Source organism: Enterobacter sp. MG-EB028 (genome assembly GCF_056673305.1).
Map to the genome: position 1 here is coordinate 1035426 of NZ_CP195079.1, position 18083 is coordinate 1053508.

At 57.1% G+C, this 18083-nt stretch carries 19 protein-coding genes; 13 read left to right on the top strand and 6 right to left on the bottom strand.

What is annotated here, in order from left to right; genetic code table 11:
* Window positions 1-135: 135 nt before the first annotated feature.
* The 4 genes from tauA to tauD are packed head-to-tail and all read left to right on the top strand — an operon-like array spanning window position 136 to window position 3548.
* Complete coding sequence (tauA, locus tag ACR42C_RS04780; protein ID WP_166710245.1) at window positions 136-1098, top strand: taurine ABC transporter substrate-binding protein; 963 nt, start codon at window positions 136-138, stop codon at window positions 1096-1098.
* A 10-nt stretch (window positions 1099-1108) separates the two neighbouring features.
* On the top strand, window positions 1109-1876 hold the full coding sequence (tauB, locus tag ACR42C_RS04785; protein WP_316380319.1) for a taurine ABC transporter ATP-binding subunit: 768 nt from the start codon (window positions 1109-1111) through the stop codon (window positions 1874-1876).
* Window positions 1873-2700 carry a taurine ABC transporter permease TauC gene (tauC, locus tag ACR42C_RS04790; protein ID WP_163330399.1) on the top strand — a complete coding sequence of 276 codons (828 nt, stop codon included), beginning with the start codon at window positions 1873-1875 and terminating at the stop codon, window positions 2698-2700. The genes tauB and tauC overlap by 4 nt, the downstream gene beginning before the upstream one ends.
* Window positions 2697-3548 carry a taurine dioxygenase gene (tauD, locus tag ACR42C_RS04795; protein ID WP_116341681.1) on the top strand — a complete coding sequence of 284 codons (852 nt, stop codon included), beginning with the start codon at window positions 2697-2699 and terminating at the stop codon, window positions 3546-3548. The genes tauC and tauD overlap by 4 nt, the downstream gene beginning before the upstream one ends.
* A 68-nt stretch (window positions 3549-3616) precedes the next feature.
* Here the strand turns inward: tauD and olsF are convergent, their stop codons facing one another.
* From olsF to ampH, 3 genes are all read right to left on the bottom strand, one after another.
* The gene (gene olsF / locus ACR42C_RS04800; protein ID WP_479984829.1) at window positions 3617-5341 is read right to left on the bottom strand and encodes a bifunctional ornithine lipid synthase OlsF; all 1725 of its coding nucleotides are present in this window, start codon (window positions 5339-5341) and stop codon (window positions 3617-3619) included.
* 72 nt (window positions 5342-5413) lie between these two features.
* Window positions 5414-6388: a porphobilinogen synthase gene (gene hemB, locus ACR42C_RS04805; RefSeq protein WP_061099078.1), complete on the bottom strand. Its 975-nt coding sequence runs from the start codon at window positions 6386-6388 to the stop codon at window positions 5414-5416.
* Between the two features lie 164 nt (window positions 6389-6552).
* Complete coding sequence (ampH, locus tag ACR42C_RS04810) at window positions 6553-7713, bottom strand: D-alanyl-D-alanine-carboxypeptidase/endopeptidase AmpH (protein ID WP_061099077.1); 1161 nt, start codon at window positions 7711-7713, stop codon at window positions 6553-6555.
* A 204-nt stretch (window positions 7714-7917) separates the two neighbouring features.
* Here ampH and ACR42C_RS04815 point away from each other — a divergent pair, with 204 nt between their 5' ends.
* The 3 genes from ACR42C_RS04815 to ACR42C_RS04825 all read left to right on the top strand — a co-directional run bounded on the left by ACR42C_RS04815 (window position 7918) and on the right by ACR42C_RS04825 (window position 10899).
* Window positions 7918-8451 (top strand): isochorismatase family protein, encoded by a 534-nt coding sequence (locus tag ACR42C_RS04815; protein ID WP_116341677.1) that lies wholly within the window; start codon window positions 7918-7920, stop codon window positions 8449-8451.
* Window positions 8452-8566: 115 nt separating this feature from the next.
* Window positions 8567-9787 (top strand): peptide antibiotic transporter SbmA, encoded by a 1221-nt coding sequence (sbmA, locus tag ACR42C_RS04820; protein ID WP_163330402.1) that lies wholly within the window; start codon window positions 8567-8569, stop codon window positions 9785-9787.
* 14 nt (window positions 9788-9801) lie between these two features.
* On the top strand, window positions 9802-10899 hold the full coding sequence (locus ACR42C_RS04825; protein ID WP_479984830.1) for a DUF1615 domain-containing protein: 1098 nt from the start codon (window positions 9802-9804) through the stop codon (window positions 10897-10899).
* Here the strand turns inward: ACR42C_RS04825 and ACR42C_RS04830 are convergent.
* Entirely contained in the window at window positions 10896-11195 is a 300-nt protein-coding gene (locus tag ACR42C_RS04830) for a DUF2755 family protein (protein ID WP_014882725.1), read from the bottom strand. The genes ACR42C_RS04825 and ACR42C_RS04830 overlap by 4 nt on opposite strands.
* 250 nt (window positions 11196-11445) lie before the next feature.
* On the opposite strand from ACR42C_RS04830, the gene ACR42C_RS04835 reads away from it, so the two are divergent.
* Complete coding sequence (locus tag ACR42C_RS04835) at window positions 11446-11676, top strand: DUF2754 domain-containing protein (protein WP_028012119.1); 231 nt, start codon at window positions 11446-11448, stop codon at window positions 11674-11676.
* On the opposite strand, the gene ddlA is transcribed toward ACR42C_RS04835, so the two are convergent.
* Complete coding sequence (gene ddlA / locus ACR42C_RS04840; protein WP_116341671.1) at window positions 11673-12773, bottom strand: D-alanine--D-alanine ligase; 1101 nt, start codon at window positions 12771-12773, stop codon at window positions 11673-11675. The genes ACR42C_RS04835 and ddlA overlap by 4 nt on opposite strands.
* Before the next feature lie 103 nt (window positions 12774-12876).
* On the opposite strand from ddlA, the gene ACR42C_RS04845 reads away from it, so the two are divergent.
* From ACR42C_RS04845 to adrA, 5 genes are all read left to right on the top strand, one after another.
* Window positions 12877-13560: an extensin family protein gene (locus tag ACR42C_RS04845; RefSeq protein ID WP_163330404.1), complete on the top strand. Its 684-nt coding sequence runs from the start codon at window positions 12877-12879 to the stop codon at window positions 13558-13560.
* A gap of 168 nt (window positions 13561-13728) precedes the next feature.
* On the top strand, window positions 13729-14943 hold the full coding sequence (locus ACR42C_RS04850; RefSeq protein WP_192983487.1) for a multidrug efflux MFS transporter: 1215 nt from the start codon (window positions 13729-13731) through the stop codon (window positions 14941-14943).
* A gap of 210 nt (window positions 14944-15153) precedes the next feature.
* On the top strand, window positions 15154-15414 hold the full coding sequence (gene iraP / locus ACR42C_RS04855) for an anti-adapter protein IraP (RefSeq protein WP_061099070.1): 261 nt from the start codon (window positions 15154-15156) through the stop codon (window positions 15412-15414).
* 287 nt (window positions 15415-15701) lie between these two features.
* Complete coding sequence (gene psiF, locus ACR42C_RS04860; RefSeq protein WP_116341665.1) at window positions 15702-16022, top strand: phosphate starvation-inducible protein PsiF; 321 nt, start codon at window positions 15702-15704, stop codon at window positions 16020-16022.
* 102 nt (window positions 16023-16124) lie between these two features.
* Complete coding sequence (gene adrA / locus ACR42C_RS04865; RefSeq protein ID WP_166710257.1) at window positions 16125-17228, top strand: diguanylate cyclase AdrA; 1104 nt, start codon at window positions 16125-16127, stop codon at window positions 17226-17228.
* Window positions 17229-17242: 14 nt separating this feature from the next.
* Here adrA and proC read toward each other — a convergent pair whose 3' ends face one another.
* A complete protein-coding gene (proC, locus tag ACR42C_RS04870; RefSeq protein WP_041911103.1) occupies window positions 17243-18052 on the bottom strand; it encodes a pyrroline-5-carboxylate reductase in 810 nt (269 codons plus the stop codon).
* Between the last annotated feature and the right edge of the window lie 31 nt (window positions 18053-18083).

Here is an 18083-nt window from a genome sequence, read left to right on the forward strand (position 1 = left end):
CAACTGCACAAAATTCGCTATCCTTTCCCGCTTTTTTTCTAAAAACGAATCGTCATTAACGATTCTTTTTTATTCCTTTATCAAAATTCCCGTGCCGGAAATACTGCCCTCATAACAACAAGGGGAGCAGGCACTATGGCAAATTCATCGCGAATCACACTTCTCGGCGCGCTGGCGCTGTGGGCATTTCAGGCGCAGGCGGTGGACGTTACCGTCGCGTATCAAACCTCTGCGGAGCCAGCGAAGGTTGCGCAGGCAGACAATACCTTTGCGAAAGAGAGCGGCGCGAAAGTCGACTGGCGCAAGTTCGACAGCGGCGCGTCCGTCGTGCGTGCGTTAGCCTCCGGCGACGTGCAGATTGGCAATATCGGTTCCAGCCCGCTGGCGGTCGCGGCCAGCCAGCAGGTGCCGATTGAGGTTTTCCTGCTCGCCTCGCAGCTTGGTAACTCTGAAGCGCTGGTGGTGAAGAAAAACATCACCAAACCGGAAGATCTGATCGGCAAACGCATCGCTGTGCCGTTTATCTCCACCACTCACTACAGCCTGCTGGCGGCGCTGAAACACTGGGGCATCAAGCCGGGTCAGGTACAAATCATCAACCTGCAGCCGCCGGCGATTATCGCCGCCTGGCAGCGCGGCGATATTGACGGGGCCTACGTGTGGGCACCGGCAGTGAACGAACTGGAAAAAGACGGCACCGTGCTGACCGACTCCGAAAAAGTGGGCCAGTGGGGGGCGCCGACGCTCGACGTGTGGGTAGTGCGCAAAGACTTTGCCGAGAAACATCCTGAGGTGGTGAAAGCCTTCGCCAAAAGCGCGATTGACGCCCAGCAGCCGTACATCAGCAATCCGGAAGAATGGCTGAAGCAGCCCGCCAACCTGGAAAAACTCTCCCGCCTGAGCGGCGTGCCGGAATCGGACGTGCCGGGGCTGGTGAAGGGCAATACCTATCTGACCCCCGCGCAGCAGGTGCAGCAGCTGAACGGGCCGGTGAGCAAAGCGATTGTTGATACCGCCACCTTCCTGAAAGAGCAGGGCAAAGTGCCCGCGGTGGCGGCAGATTACAGCCAGTACGTGACCGACCGCTTTGTGAAATAAGGAGTCCGCCATGCTGAATATTACGAACCTGTACGCCGATTACGGTGGGAAACCCGCGCTGGAGGACATCAACCTGACGCTGGACAGCGGTGAACTGCTGGTAGTGCTCGGCCCGTCCGGCTGCGGAAAAACCACGCTGCTGAATCTGATCGCCGGGTTTGTACCGTATCAGCACGGCACCATTCAGCTGGAAGGCAAAAAGGTGGAAGGCCCGGGCGCCGAGCGCGGGGTGGTCTTTCAGAACGAAGGGTTGCTTCCCTGGCGTAACGTGCAGGAAAACGTAGCGTTTGGGCTACAGCTTGCGGGTATTAACCGCGAACAGCGGCTGGAAACGGCGCGGGTGATGCTGAAAAAGGTCGGGCTGGAAGGGGCGGAAAAACGCTTTATCTGGCAGCTTTCCGGCGGTCAGCGCCAGCGCGTCGGCATTGCCCGCGCGCTGGCGGCCAATCCGCAGCTGTTGCTGCTGGACGAGCCGTTCGGGGCGCTGGATGCCTTCACCCGCGAGCAGATGCAAACCCTGCTGCTGCGCCTGTGGCATGAGACGGGCAAGCAGGTGCTGTTAATTACCCACGATATCGAAGAGGCGGTGTTTATGGCGACGGAGCTGGTGCTGCTCTCGCCGGGGCCGGGGCGCGTGCTGGAGCGCTTGCCGCTGGATTTCGCCCGCCGCTACGTCGCGGGCGAACCCGTGCGCAGCATCAAATCCGACCCGCGGTTTATTGAGCAGCGCGAATATGTCTTAAGCCGCGTGTTTGAGCAGCGGGAGGCCTTTTCATGAGCATCGTTTTCAGTGAAAAAACGCGCCGCACGCGTCTGGCGCTGCGCTGGCCTTTCTCGCGCCAAATCACCTTGAGCGTCGGTACGCTGCTTGTACTGTGGGCATTGTGGTGGGCGGTTGCGGCCCTGCAGTGGGTCAGCCCGCTGTTTCTTCCGCCGCCGGGACAGGTGCTGGACAAACTCATTACCATCGCCGGGCCGCAGGGCTTTATGGATGCCACACTCTGGCAGCATCTTGGGGCAAGCCTGACGCGCATTCTGGTGGCGTTGCTGGCGGCGGTGATTATCGGTATTCCGGTCGGGATCGCGATGGGCCTAAGCCCGACGGTGCGCGGCATCCTCGACCCGCTGATTGAGCTTTACCGTCCGGTGCCGCCGCTGGCCTATCTGCCGCTGATGGTGATCTGGTTCGGCATCGGTGAAACGTCAAAAATCCTGCTGATTTATCTGGCGATTTTCGCCCCGGTTGCCATGTCGGCGCTGGCGGGCGTGAAGAGCGCCCAGCAGGTGCGGATCCGCGCGGCGCAGTCGCTGGGGGCCAGCCGCACGCAGGTGCTGCTGTTCGTGATTTTACCGGGCGCGCTGCCGGAGATTTTAACCGGGATACGCATCGGGCTTGGCGTGGGCTGGTCCACGCTGGTGGCGGCAGAGCTGATCGCCGCCACGCGAGGATTAGGGTTTATGGTGCAGTCGGCGGGGGAGTTCCTGGCGACTGACGTGGTGCTGGCAGGGATTGCGGTAATTGCTGCGATCGCCTTCGGATTAGAACTGGGGCTGCGCGCGTTACAGCGCCGCCTGACGCCCTGGCATGGAGAAATACAATGAGTGAACGTCTGACCATTACCCCGCTGGGGCCGTACATTGGCGCGCAGGTGTCGGGCCTGGATGTGACCCGTCCGCTGAGCGATAACCAGTTCGAGCAGCTGTACCACGCGGTGCTGCGCCATCAGGTGGTGTTCCTGCGCGAACAGGCGATCACCCCGCAGCAGCAGCGCGCGCTGGCCCTGCGCTTTGGCGATCTGCATATCCACCCGGTTTATCCGCATGCGGAAGGGGTGGAGGAGATTATCGTTCTGGACACCCACAACGATAACCCACCGGATAACGACAACTGGCACACCGATGTGACCTTTATCGAGACGCCTCCCGCCGGGGCGATTCTGGCGGCGAAGCTGCTGCCGGAGACGGGCGGGGATACGCTGTGGGCCAGCGGGATTGCGGCGTATGAGGCGCTTTCCGCACCGCTCCGGGTGCTCCTGAGCGGGCTGCGGGCGGAGCACGACTTCAAAAAATCGTTCCCGGAATACAAGTACCGTAAAACCGAAGAGGAGCACCAGCGCTGGCTGGAGGCGGTGGCGAAGCATCCGCCGCTGCTGCACCCGGTGGTGCGCACCCATCCGGTCACGGGCAAGCAGGCGCTGTTCGTGAACGAAGGATTTACGACGCGCATTGTGGACGTGACGGAAAAAGAGAGCGAAGCGCTGTTAGGTTTCCTGTTCGCACATATCACTAAACCGGAGTTTCAGGTGCGCTGGCGCTGGCAGGAGAACGACCTGGCGATCTGGGATAACCGCGTGACGCAGCACTATGCCAATGCGGACTATCTGCCGCAGCGAAGGATTATGCAGCGGGCGACGATTTTAGGGGATAAGCCGTTCTATCGTGCGCCTTGATCCCTCACCCTAACCCTCTCCCCAAAGGGGCGAGGGGACTGTAGGGTGCGGTTTTCACCCTCTCCCTTTCAGGGAGAGGGCTGGGGTGAGGGTGTTAAATGCGCCTCAATATACCGCTGATAGCGGTTCGCCTTCAGGTAACATAAATCCACCAGCACCAGACCGTCTACGCAGTTGTTAAACGCCGGGTCGCTGCCAAAATCAATAAACTGCACGCCGCCGGGTTCACAGAGTTCGGAATACTGCTTGTAGAGCGGCGGTATACCACAGCCCAGATTACCGAGCAGGGATTTCAGCTTTGTCAGGTCATCCACGTAATCCACGCCGCCAAACTGTGCCAGTACGTCCGGCAGCGACGCCGGGTAAGGCTGGCGCGAGGCGGCGAGCGGATGCGTCGCCGGGAACCACAGGCGGTAAAAGGCGACCAGCAGATCCCGCGCCGCAGGCGGTAAGCCGCCGGAGATGGAGACGGGCCCAAACAGGTAGCGGTAGTGAGGGTAACGCGCCAGGTAAGCCCCGATGCCGGACCACAGATAGTCCAGACCGCGACGCCCCCAGTAGCGCGGCTGAATAAAGCTGCGCCCCAGCTCAATGCCGTGTTCCAGCACGTCCTGCATTTTGTCGTCGTAGTGGAACAGGCTATAGCTGTACAACCCCTCAACGCCGCGCTTTTCGATCTGCATGGCCGTCGGCATAAAGCGATACGCCCCGACGATCTCCAGATCGTCCTCATCCCACAGGATCAGGTGCAGATAATCATCATCGTAGCTGTCGGTGTCCCGGCGTTTACCGCTCCCTTCCTCCACCGCGCGAAAGGCAATCTCGCGCAGGCGGCCCAGCTCCCGCAGCAGCGGGGCGTCTTCCTGACCGTTGCGCTGCCACAGGTAGATGGTTTTGCCGTCGCTGGTTTTACCCAGACACTCGGCCTGCGCCAGTTCACGTCTCAGCGTGGCCCGGTCTTCCGGACGGGCAATCGCACACTGGGTTTTAAAAACGCCAGGCAATCCCTTGCCAAGACGCATCACGTGCTGACGGCACTGCTCGGCCATCTCACGAGACGAAAGGGTAGCGCTAAACCAGCTGTTCCACGCAATCTGCTGGCCGATTTTAATCGGCAGCTGGCTGTGGCGGCGGCGGAACATCTGCTGCATCAGCAGCAGCATCGACAATGTCGGTGACACCAGCGTGCTGGCATAAAAGAGCAGGCTGTTGTGCGCCTGAATATGCACCGGCAGCAGCGGGGCGCGCAGCTTGCTGGCGAGTTTGATAAAGCCTGAGTGCCATTTTTTATCGCGAATGCCTTTGCGCGTGGGCCGTGAAACTTCTCCCGCCGGGAAGAAGATCAGCACGCCCGCGTTTTGCAGATGCTGCTCCATCTGAATCAGGGACGACTTCGCCGTCCTGCCGCCCATATTGTCGACCGGAATAAACAGAGAACTGAGGGGCTCAAGGTGGGTCAGCATCCGGTTGGTCACGACTTTAACGTCGCGTCGCACGCGGGAGACGGCGTACATCAGCGCCAGCCCGTCCAGGGGGCCCGTCGGGTGGTTGGCAATAATGACCAGCGGGCCATGTTCGGGGATTTGTTCGAGATCGCGGGCGGAAACGGTGCAGAGAATATCAAGGTGTTCCAGAACTTGCTCCACCATATCCAGTCCTTTCAGGTGGCGGTGAGCGGCGGCAAACTGCTGGAATTCGTCTTCGTAAAACAGCCTTTTTAACAGACTTTTTTGCCAGGGTGCAGGCCTCGCCTGAGGCCAAAGATCGTCGAGAACGCTATCGAGGCTAAACATGATTACTCCTCCTGCCGTCTTGCGAAGACAGTAGAAGGAGCAGATGTCGGTTGTATTGCAGTTTGGTGAAGATTAGCGGAGGATTTTTTTCTCAGCCAGATCCAGCGCGAAGTAGCTGAAGATCAGATCCGCGCCCGAGCGTTTGATCGCCCCCAGGCTTTCGAGGATCACTTTCTCTTCGTCGATAGCCCCTGCCAGCGCGGCGAATTTGATCATCGCGTACTCGCCGCTCACCTGGTATGCCCCCAGCGGCAGTTCGGTGCGCTCGCGGATGTCGCGCAGGATGTCGAGATACGCGCCCGCTGGTTTCACCATCAGGCAGTCTGCGCCCTGAGCTTCATCGAGCAGGGATTCACGAATTGCTTCGCGGCGGTTCAGCGGGTTCATCTGATAGGTCTTACGATCGCCCTTCAGCGCCGTACCAGCTGCTTCACGGAACGGGCCGTAGAACGAGGAGGCAAATTTGGTGGAGTAGGACATGATGGCGGTGTCGGTAAAGCCTGCCGCATCCAGCGCCTGACGGATCGCCTGAACCTGGCCGTCCATCGCCGCAGACGGCGCGATGAAATCCGCACCCGCAGCGGCAGCGACCACAGCCTGCTTGCCGAGGTTCAGCAGGGTGGCATCGTTATCCACGCCATGATCGCACAGCACGCCGCAGTGGCCGTGGGAGGTGTATTCGCAGAAACAGGTGTCGGACATGACCACCATTTCCGGCACGGTCTCTTTGCAGATGCGGGACATGCGGGCCACGAGCCCGTCTTCTTTCCACGCATCGCTGCCGGTCGCGTCAGTATGGTGGGAGATGCCGAAGGTCATCACCGAGCGGATCCCCGCGTTGGCGATGCGTTCGATCTCGCGCGCCAGATATTTTTCAGGAATGCGCATCACGCCCGGCATGGCTTCGATGGCTTTGTAGTCATCAATCTCTTCTTCAACAAAAATCGGCAACACCAGATCGTTTAAGGTCAGTGTTGTCTCTTCAAACATAGCGCGCAGTGCAGGTGACTTGCGCAGGCGGCGGGGGCGTGCAATTAAATCGGTCATGGTATGCCTGATGTTTGTGGAACAAAGAAGGTTAGTGTAACCGAAAGCACCGTGAGGTGTTTATTAAAGTGGGCGGTTTAGCGGTAGATAATGCAAGACTGCGGAAGGGGGAGCGTTCGGGGCAAACGGTTTAACATCAACCGCTTGCCCTGAAATTATTAAGATCAGTTAGATGCGGTAAGCACCTGGGCTTTATTGGCGCTCAGCTCAGCCACCAGGTTATTAATGCCGTCACTCATATTAACGAAGCGCGTGTTAGGAGAACGGGTGACCACCACAAACGCGCCCACGTTGGACTGCGGAATCATCGCCATGTAGGTGATGAATCCGCCGCCGCCGCCAGTTTTCTGAATAATGCCCGGACGGCCATTTTTCGGCGCCATATAGACCCAGCCCAGGCCGAGCGCATCGGCTTTACCCGGCACGTCCATCCCGATGACGCGGTGCAGCTGAGTACGCTGATAAATGAGGGTCTGCATACGATCGGCCTGGCTGCTGCGGGAGTAGAAATCCGAAGAAAGGAACTGCTGCATCCAGCGCATCATGTCGCCAGGGGTGGAATAGACCCCGCCGCTGCCCACGGCCGCCAGCGTGTTGTTACACGGGCTTGCGCCTTTCTCTGCCACCATCAGGCGTTTGCACTGGTCCGGGGAAGGGGTAAAGGTGGTGTCTTTCATGCCCAGCGGACGCGTGATCTGCTCTTCAAACAGCTGCGGATAAGGTTTGCCCGCCGCCGCTGAGAGCGCATCCGCCAGCAGATCAAACGCCAGGTTCGAGTAAGAGGCCTGCGATCCCGGGGCGGATTTCAGCGTGGCGGTACTCAGGTAGTTCCAGCGCTGTTGGCGCGTTGGCCAGACAAAAACGTCGCGGTGCGCTGCACCGCCCGGCTGCTCGCGCGGCAGAGCGCTGGTGTGGGTTGCCAGGTTCACAAGGCGGATTGGCGTGCCCTGATACGTCGGAACACGGGCACCCGGCGGGGCGTATTTGCTGAGCGGATCGTCGAGCTTCACCACGCCCTGGTCGAGTAGTTTCACCAGCATTTCACTGGTCATCAGCTTGGTTAAGGACGCGACGCGCACAACGGAATCCAGCTGCGGGCGAACGTTATTACCTGGACGCGTTTCACCAAAACTGCGAAAAACGCGCTGGTTGCCGTCGATGACCACCATTGCCATCCCGGTCGCGCCGCTGCCGTAATAGATAAGGTTCGCGTAGCGATCGGCAATATCTGAAGCCAAAACGGGCGCCGTCAGCGGCTGGGCTGCCTGGGCGGTGGAGAAGCTCACCGCACACAGCGCGGCAAAAGAGAGCAGACAACGTTTCAACGAAAAGCATCCATGAAGTGAATGAGGAAAGTAATGGGTATTTATACTACTAATCGGCACCGTGCAATGCCCCGATTAGCATAACCATAGCGAGAAAAACGTAACCATGGGTAAATATGAAGAATTTCCCTGCGAGCGCTCTCCCATTTTGTGACATCGGGCTTATGATAGGTACCAGTGTTACTCAATCTTGCGGAGAACGGTATGTCTGAAAAGCGTGTGGTAATGGTGGTTGATATGCAGAACGGGGTGTTTGAAACCCCTCGTCATCAGCGCAAGAACTGTGTCTCTTTGATCAACCAGCTTACGCAGGCAGCCGACACGGTGATTTTTATTCAGCATGCCGAGGCCGGGGGGCTGGAAGAGGGAAGTGAAGGGTTTGCGTTGCTGCCTGAACTCCATCAGCCCGCTGGCGCGCTGTACGTGACCAAGACCGCGTGTGATGCTTTTTACAACACCACGCTAGAAACGCTATTACGCGAGCAGGGCATTCGTGAGTTTGTCATTTGCGGCTGCGCCACCGACTACTGCGTTGACGCCACGGTCAAAAATGGCGTCAGCCGGGGTTACCACATTACCGTGGCGGAAGATGCCCATACCACCGCCAACCGCCCGGCAGCTGAAGCACACATCCTGATTAACCATCACAACGACGTCTGGCGAAACTTCATTGCGCCGGCGAACCCTGTCGCGGTGAAACGCACCGAAACAATTCTCGAAAACTGGAAAGCGAACTAATAATCAACCCACGGGTCTGACCTTTTTGCCCGAGCCGGGAGACCGGCCCGGGCAAGGTATTCGTGTGGTAATGCGTTGAGCACAGCAACAACCATAACAACAAGAAGGAAGCATCATGTTTAAGTCTTTTTTCCCAAAGCCGGGGCCTTTTTTCCTGTCGGCATTTATTTGGGCACTGATCGCGGTCGTGTTCTGGCTGGCGGGCGGCGGTGCATGGCTGGCACGCATCGTGGGGGCGACAGGCGAGGTGCCAATTAGCGCGGCGCGCTTCTGGTCGTTCAGCTATCTGCTGTTTTATGCCTATTACGCGCTGTGCGTGGGGCTGTTTGCGCTGTTCTGGTTTAATTATTCCCCTCATCGCTGGCAGACGTGGTCCATTCTGGGAACGTCGCTGATTATTTTTGTCACCTGGTTTCTGGTCGAAGTGAGCGTAGCAATTAACGCGTGGTATGCCCCGTTCTACGATCTCATCCAGAAAGCGCTGAGCGCCCCTAACAGGGTGCCAATCGGCGAGCTTTATAATCAGTTAAAAATTTTTATGGGCATTGCGATGATCGCTGTCACCGTGGCGGTGCTGAATAATTTCTTCGTCAGCCATTACGTCTTCCGCTGGCGTACGGCGATGAACGAATTCTACATGACGCACTGGGAGCGTCTGCGTCATATTGAGGGTGCTGCTCAGCGCGTTCAGGAAGACACCATGCGTTTCGCGTCAACGCTTGAGGATATGGGCGTCAGCCTGCTTAATGCCATCCTGAAACTGTTTGCGTTCTTACCGATTCTGGTCGCGCTTTCTCCCCATATTTCAGCATTGCCGATTGTCGGACATTTACCGTACGGCCTGCTCATCCCGGCGCTGATTTGGTCGCTTATGGGCACAGGCCTGCTTGCCGTCGTCGGGATTAAGCTGCCGGGCTTAGAGTTTAAGAATCAGCGTGTTGAAGCGGCCTATCGTAAGGAACTGGTCTACGGAGAGGACGACCCAACGCGCGCTGCGCCCCCGACGATAAAAGAGCTGTTCCGCAACGTCCGTTTCAACTACTTCAGGCTCTATTTTCACTACATGTATTTCAATATTGCCCGTATTTTCTATCTGCAGGTCGATACTGTTTTTGGACTATTCCTGTTGTTCCCGTCTATTGTTGCGGGAACAATCACGCTGGGCTTACTGACCCAGATTACGAACGTGTTCGATCAGGTCAGAAACTCATTCCAGTATCTGATCAACTCCTGGACCACGCTGGTAGAGTTGATGTCTATCTATAAACGTCTGCGCAGCTTTGAACATGAGCTGGGCGATCGTGACCTGCAGGAAGTCACCAACACATTTAGCTAATACAGGAAGTTGCTATGTCTTTTGCCTTACCGCGTGCGTTACCGTTGTCCTTGCTGGCTGCCCTCGTTCTGGCGGGCTGTGCCGAAAAAGGGGCGACTCCGCTTAAAAAGGGTGAGAAGCCCGTGGATGTGGCAAGCGTTGTGCGGCAAAAAATGCCCGCCAGCGTGAAGGATCGCAATGCGTGGGCCGATGCGCTGGCAAAAACCTTCGAAAGCCAGAAGATTGCCCCTACCGAGGAGAATATCTGCTCGGTGCTGGCGGTGGCGCAGCAGGAGTCGATGTACCAGTCAGACCCGGTGGTGCCGGGTCTCAACAAAATTGCCTGGAAAGAGATTGACCGCCGCGCGGAATCAATGCATATCCCGGTGTTCCTCGTGCATACCGCGCTGAAAATCACCTCGCCAAACGGCAAAAGCTACAGCGAACGGCTGGACACGGTGAAAACCGAAAAACAGCTCAGCGCCATCTTTGATGATTTCATTAACATGGTGCCGATGGGACAGAAACTGTTTGGCTCGCTGAATCCGGTTCACACCGGCGGCCCGATGCAGGTGAGCATTGCGTTTGCTGAGAAGCATACCGACGGCTACCCGTGGGAAATTGACGGTACGGTGCGTCAGGAGGTCTTCTCACTGCGCGGCGGGCTGTGGTTCGGCACGTATCATTTGCTGAACTATCCGGCGAACTACAGCGAGCCGCTGTACCGCTTTGCAGACTTTAACGCGGGCTGGTATGCCAGCCGTAACGCGGCGTTTCAGAGTGCGGTCAGCCGCGCAAACGGCGTCAAGCTGGCGCTGGACGGCGATCTTATCGCCTACGGCAGCAGCGAGGCGGGAAGCACCGAGCGGGCGATTCGGAAATTATCGACAGCGCTTGATATGAGTAATAGCGACATTCGGCGTCAGCTTGAGAAAGGCGACAGCCTGGCGTTTGAGAAAACGGATCTCTACAAGAAGGTATTTGCCCTTGCAGAGAAGAAGAGTGGGAAAACGTTACCGAGGGCTATTCTGCCGGGTATTCAGCTGGAAAGCCCTAAGATCACGCGTAACCTGACAACAGCATGGTTCGCGAAACGCGTGGACGATCGCCGGGCTCGCTGTATGGGGCTTTAATGGCGACGACGAAAGCGCAGGACGAGCGCGACAACGCCTAAAATCATACACCCCGCGAGGAAGGGAACGAGGCCAAACAGCGTGCTCACGCCAAACCCGATTTCAACCCGCGGGCGTCCGTTATCCTGCACCTGCATCAGGTGTTCATAAACGCCTGGCGCGTGCACCAGCATATTGAGCAACTGGGAGCCAGCCCAGAAACAGAACAGGACAAACAGGGCATACGCGATATTACCCGCCGTGGAGGTTTTTGGTTTGCCGCCAAAAATCGGTTTCGACAATGTAAAGTCAGCCATGTTGACCTCCCGAGATATCACTCTGTTTTAATACGCGTCTTACGGAGTGAGTTTGACAGGTCATCGCATTTGTCAATATCAGAATCGTGGTAATTTTCGCTCAGGAATTCTCCTGGATTGTTGATTTCTGCAGCATGTCACAATTTGTTAACTTAAATGAAACTGCGCCGCGTTTCAGAATTTCCGCATCTGCCACAGACCTGGCGGTAAAACTGTGAGAGGATGTCTTTTTTTCCCTGCCGGAGTTGTTATGAAGCTCACGTCCAAACTTCGCCGTGACTGGCACTACTACGCCTTTGCTATTGGCCTGATTTTTATTCTTAACGGCGTCGTGGGGCTGTTGGGATTTGAGGCAAAAGGCTGGCAAACCTATGCCGTGGGCCTGGTGACCTGGGTAATCAGTTTCTGGCTCGCAGGGTTGATTATCCGCCGTCGTCCGGAAGAGACGACAGCGGAGGAGACGGCTAAGGGTGCCGATTAACCGTTAACGGAACTTTTCAGGGCGCTGTCGGCGGCGTGACGCTCCAGCGCCAGTTCGATCAGGCGGGTGATCAGCTCAGAGTAGCCTAGCCCGCTGGCCTGCCACAGTTTTGGATACATGCTGATGTTGGTAAAACCCGGCAGCGTGTTGATTTCATTGATAACAACTTCGTTCTCCGGCGTCAGGAACACATCTACGCGCGCCATGCCGCTGCAGCCGAGCGTCTGATAGGCGCGAATGGCGATCGCCCGGATCGCGTCGTTGATCACCGGATCGATATTCGCCGGAACGACAACCTGTGCGCCTTTATCATCAATGTATTTGGTGTCATAGGAGTAGAAGTCGCTGTTTAAGACCACTTCACCGCAGGTGCTCGCCTGTGGAAAATCGTTGCCCAGCACGGCGCACTCAATTTCGCGGCCTTTGATCCCCTGCTCAACCACCACTTTATGGTCGAACTCAAACGCCATACGAACGGCCTGCGTGAACTCTGCTTCGCTGGTGACTTTGCTGACGCCCACGGAGGAGCCCTGATTGGCCGGCTTAACAAACAGCGGCAGACCCAATTCAGCGCTGATCTGCGCGAAGCTGTGCTTATCGCGGTTGGCGCGGGTGAGCGTCACGAACGGTGCGATATTCAGCCCGGCATCACGCAGCAGGCGTTTGGTGACGTCTTTGTCCATGCAGGCGGCGGAGCCCAGCACGTCCGAGCCGACGAACGGCAGGTTGGCCATGCGCAACATCCCCTGCAGGGAACCATCTTCGCCCAGGGTGCCGTGCACGATAGGGAAGACCACGTCGATCTGGGCGAGAGCCTGCGCGTTGCCTGCGTCGATGAGCTGTCCCTTCATGACGCCGGGTACGGTGGCGACGCTGATCTCCGAAGGGTTGAGGGCGATGTGCGCCGGATCGTGGGCATTCAGCAGATACTGGCTGGCATCGTTAACGTGCCACTGGCCCTGTTTATCAATGCCCAGCAGCACCACGTCGAAACGGCTTTTATCGATCGCATCAACGATATTTTTAGCCGATTGCAATGACACCTCGTGCTCTGCTGATTTTCCCCCAAAGACAATACCTACGCGCTGCTTTGCCATCTCACTCTCTTCCAGTCTGACGAAAAGCCAATAACATACCACGATGCCCTGCGGGTTTCGCGGCCTTCTGCCATAATGTTTTGGGTAACAGTGAGGGGGGAGAGTGAAAGGAAAAACGCTGCTGATCGTTTTCATCCTTGGGGTAATCGCAACGGCGGGCTATCGCTGGTTGCCGTCTTACTACAACCCCTTCACGCCGCTGACCCTGGACGACCCGCCTGGCCGCATTACCCAGTATAAACTTCGGCGCTTAACGCCCGAAGCCTGCTCGAGCCTGTTAGCGCAGGCTAATCAAAGAAACCTTATTCGCACCCAGGCGGTGGCTGACAGCGGCGGGGAATGTCCGCTGAGCGACGTCGTGCGCGTGCGAGACTTCGGCCCGGTGAGCCTGAACGGCAGTTTTCTTGCCAGCTGTCCGCTGGCGCTCAGCTCGGCCCTGTTTGTCAGCCAGCAGGCCCGGCCCCTGACTAAACGCTTCACCGGCAGTGAACTGACCCGCATTGAGCACCTCGGCAGCTTTGCCTGCCGCAATATCTACCACCGGCCCGATGCGCGGCGCAGCGAGCATGCCACGGCAGAGGCGCTGGATATCGCCGCTTTTCGGCTGGCGAACGGGGAGCATGTTACGGTGCTGAAGGGCTGGAAATCGGCAAAAACGCAGCCCTGGTTGAAGGCTCTGCTGGCGGCAAGCTGCGGCTACTACGGTAACGGTCTTGGGCCGGAGTATAACGCGGCGCACGCCAGCCATTTTCATCTGGGAATGCGCGGTTTTGGCCTCTGTCGCTGAAGCATAATCTTCCGCCAGAAAATGGATGATTTGTGACTTATTTCACAAATATGATGACTGGGAAGATAAAACACCAAAGTCAGCAAGGCCGCATCTCTGGTGCGACGTTAAGGCGCGTAACTTGCTAATCTGACGCCGAATTCGCCTAAAAATGAAGACTATTTCTGTATGGAATCCTGGAAAGTTAATCTCATCTCGGTCTGGTTCGGCTGCTTCTTTACAGGGCTTGCCATCAGCCAGATCCTGCCGTTCCTGCCGCTGTACGTCTCGCAGCTGGGGGTCACCTCGCATGAAGCGCTCTCCATGTGGTCCGGCCTGACGTTCAGCGTCACGTTTCTGGTTTCCGCCATTGTGTCACCAATGTGGGGCAGCCTGGCCGACAGGAAAGGGCGCAAGCTGATGCTGCTGCGCGCCTCGCTCGGGATGGCGATAGCTATTCTGCTCCAGGCCTTTGCCACCAACGTCTGGCAGCTGTTTTTCCTGCGGGCGGTAATGGGGCTGACGTCCGGGTATATTCCCAACGCCATGGCGCTGGTTGCCTCTCAGGTGCCGCGCGAGCGCAGCGGCTGGGCGCTGAGTACGCTCTCTACCGCCCAGATCAGCGGCGTTATCGGCGGCCCGCTGCTGGGGGGCTTTCTGGCTGACCACGTCGGGCTGCGCGCGGTGTTCATCATCACCGCGATCCTGCTGGTGATCAGCTTTCTGGTTACGCTCTTTCTTATCAAAGAGGGTGGCCGCCCCGTTATCAGTAAATCTGAGCGCCTGAGCGGCAGGGCCGTCTTCGCCTCGCTGCCTTACCCGGGACTCGTGATTAGCCTGTTTGTCACCACCATGGTGATCCAGCTCTGCAACGGTTCGGTCGGCCCGATTCTGGCGCTGTTTATTAAGTCGATGGAGCCGGACAGCAACAATATCGCCTTTCTCAGCGGCATGATTGCCGCCGTGCCGGGCGTTTCCGCGCTGATCTCTGCCCCGCGCCTGGGGAAGTTAGGTGACAGGATCGGCACGGCGCGCATCTTGATGGCGACGCTGATTTTTGCGGTGGTGCTCTTCTTCGCCATGTCGTTTGTTACCTCTCCGCTTCAGCTGGGCGTGCTGCGATTTTTACTCGGCTTTGCGGATGGCGCTATGTTGCCTGCCGTACAGACGTTGCTGGTCAAATATTCCAGCGACCAGGTCACGGGGCGTATTTTTGGTTATAACCAGTCTTTTATGTATTTAGGCAACGTTGCCGGTCCGCTTATTGGCGCATCCGTTTCTGCAATGGCGGGTTTTCGCTGGGTATTTGCCGCGACGGCGATAGTCGTTTTAATCAATATTATTCAGCTGGCTATTGCCCTGCGTCGCCGCAGGCAAATAGCGGAGGCGAAATCGGCGAAATAACCGCTGACAGATGTATTATATATTCTTATGGTTGCCGCATTTTTATATAACAAAATGCGGCGTTTGTTTTATAGAAAAACGTTTCGCTGAAAATGCCGGGGCGCTAATTTGGCGGCAACGTCACTTTTGCATAAGATAATACTTTTCTCCGCTTTGCATATTTCATTCCTGGTGTTAATTTCAGAGAAAATCCCATAAGGAAATAGCACGATGAAGAATCTCATTGCTGAGTTGCTGGTCAAGCTTGCACAAAAGGAAGAGGAGTCGAAAGAGCTGGTCGCCCAGGTCGAAGCGCTGGAAATCGTTGTCACGGCGCTGCTGCGGCAGATGGCAACATCTGACCAGCAGGCGTTGATTGATAGCATCGAAGGGGCGCTGGACAAGGCGCGGCCCGATACGCAGGTTCCGCCAGAGGATGCCGAGTTGCTGCAGCAATACGTAAAGAAGCTGTTGAGGCATCCGCGCAGTTAAGCCGTTATGGACGGTGCTGACATGTCATAAAATTGTCATGCCGGATGCCTGTAGTCGCTCTGTTTTATTTTTTATGTATTGGGACCTGGATAAAATAAATTGAAACAGAGCGCATGTTTCATCGCGTTACTTCCCCTGTTAATTACCCCGGCTATTTATGCCGAGACCGTCCATTTCGGCGCGCTGGATATGAAATGATAAATTCCCGGCGGAAATCACATCTGCCGGGTGGTTTTTTTTCTGTCACGAACCAGACTTACAGGGAATGTTCACAAAAGGATGGTGCAATGAAAACAACATTACTGGTTACTCTGTTCTCCGGCCTGTTCCTGATCTCCTCGGCGAATGCGGAAGAGAAAACGCTCACGCCGCAGCAGCAACGTATGACCACCTGCAATCAACAGGCGACGTCCCAGAGTCTCAAGGGGGATGCGCGTAAAACCTACATGAGCGACTGCCTGAAAAACGGCGCCACGAAACCCGGCGAAAAAAGCCTGACGCCGCAGCAGCAAAAAATGCGCGAGTGTAATGCGAAAGCGACCGAACAGTCCCTGAAGGGAGACGATCGCAGCAAGTTCATGAGTGCCTGCCTGAAGAAAAAAGTGTAGTTCTAACGGGTGAGCGGCGCGGGCTGCTCACCCGAAATTTCATACTTTCCTTGCAGACCCCCTCTCTATAATTTGGGAAAATGTTTCAGAATATTCCCAAAAATGATGAATGATGAAACGTATTACACCAAAAAGCGCATTCGGGAAGAGTGGAGTTTAACTCTTTCTCAGGATGACCCTCACCGCGCCGGCTTCCAGCTCGCCAGGCGAGTTCGGCTGGCGCGCGCTGTCGGGCTGGCGGCGATGTTTTTCCCCGTGGCAGAAATGCTGGTCAGCCATTTTTTACCCGGCGGCTGGTGGTTGTTACTGGTGGGGTGGGCATTCGTCTGGCCGCACTTCGCCTGGCAGTTATCCTGCCGCGCCGCTTCACCTCTTCAGCAGGAGATCTTCAACCTTAAGATGGATGCCATTATCGCCGGGCTATGGATTGGCGTGATGGGAGTTTATGCGTTACCTGCGGCAGCGTTGTTGATGATGGTGGGTATAAATATGATGGGCTCAGGCGGCTGTCGTCTGTTTATTTCAGGGATGGCACTCACCACGCTTTCCGTGCTGGTCACATTACCTCTCGTTGGCCGCGTGGTGCCCTTTAATCCGGGAGCGCTGGAGTGGGGCTTAACGCTTCCCGTCCTTATGCTTTATCCCATGCTGTTTGCCTGGCTTAGCCATCGTACTGCCGTCAGGCTGGCGGAACATAAGCGGCGGCTGGAAATGATGAGTACCCGTGACGGCATGACCGGGGTCTTTAACCGTCGACATTGGGAAATGCTGCTGCGCAATGAGTTTGAGCTCTGTCGCCGGAGCCACTGCACTGCCACGATATTGCTGATTGATATCGACCACTTTAAAAACATCAACGATACCTGGGGGCACGACGTGGGCGACAAGGCTATCGTGGCCATTACCCGCCAGCTCCAGATGTCGGTGCGGTCAGGCGATGCGATAGGCCGGTTTGGCGGGGATGAATTCGCGGTGATTATGTCCCAGACGGCCGCTGAAAGCGCCATCGCCGTCATGTCGCGGGTTCACGCGCGGCTGGAAACGCTATCGTTACCATGTGCGCCGAAAGAGCCTCTGCGCATCAGCGTGGGCGTGGCTCCCTGGGGACCGCAGTTTGTGCACTATCGGGAATGGCTGAAGGCGGCAGATGTGGCGCTGTATAAGGCGAAAAATGCCGGGCGCGGCCGCACCGAAGTGGCGGCCTGACGCCCGACCAGACATCAGGATTTACTCAGCTTCTCTGACTTTTCCATGCATTTGGCCATCGCCTCGATGACGGCCGAACGGAACCCGCGCTCTTCCAGCACCCGCACCGCTTCGATGGTGGTACCGGCCGGGGAGCAGACCATATCTTTCAGTTCTCCCGGGTGTTTACCGGTCTCCAGCACCATTTTGGCGGAGCCCATCACTGCCTGTGCGGCGAATTTATACGCCTGCGCGCGCGGCATACCGCCAAGCACGGCGGCGTCCGCCATCGCTTCTAAAAACATGAAGACGTACGCGGGGGCTGAACCGCTCACGCCGACCACCGGATGGATCATCGATTCCGCAATCACTTCCGCCTCGCCGAAGCAGCGGAAGATGTTCAGCACGTCCGCTACCTCTTCTGAGGTCACCAGCGCGTTAGGGGTGACGGAGGTCATGCCGGCGTTGACCAGTGAGGGGGTATTCGGCATTGCGCGGACGATTTTACGGTCGTGGCCCAGCGCGCGGGCCAGCTGATCGAGCGTCACGCCCGCGGCAATCGACACGACCAGCGTCTCTTTATTCAGGCTGGAGGTGATGTCGCTTAACACTTTGATCATGATGTTCGGCTTAACGGCACCAAAGACGATATCGGCAACCTGGGCCACCTCCTGCGCGCTTTCGGCGGCGTTGATCCCGTATTGATCGCGCAACGCGGCGACGTTATCCGGTGACGGGGTATAGACCCAAATCTGACCCGGCAGGACCTGCCCGCTGGCGATCAGGCCGCCCAGGATGGCTTTGCCCATGTTACCGCAGCCGATAAACCCGATTTTCTTATCCATCACGATTCTCCGTCATTATGCGTTGTTTTCT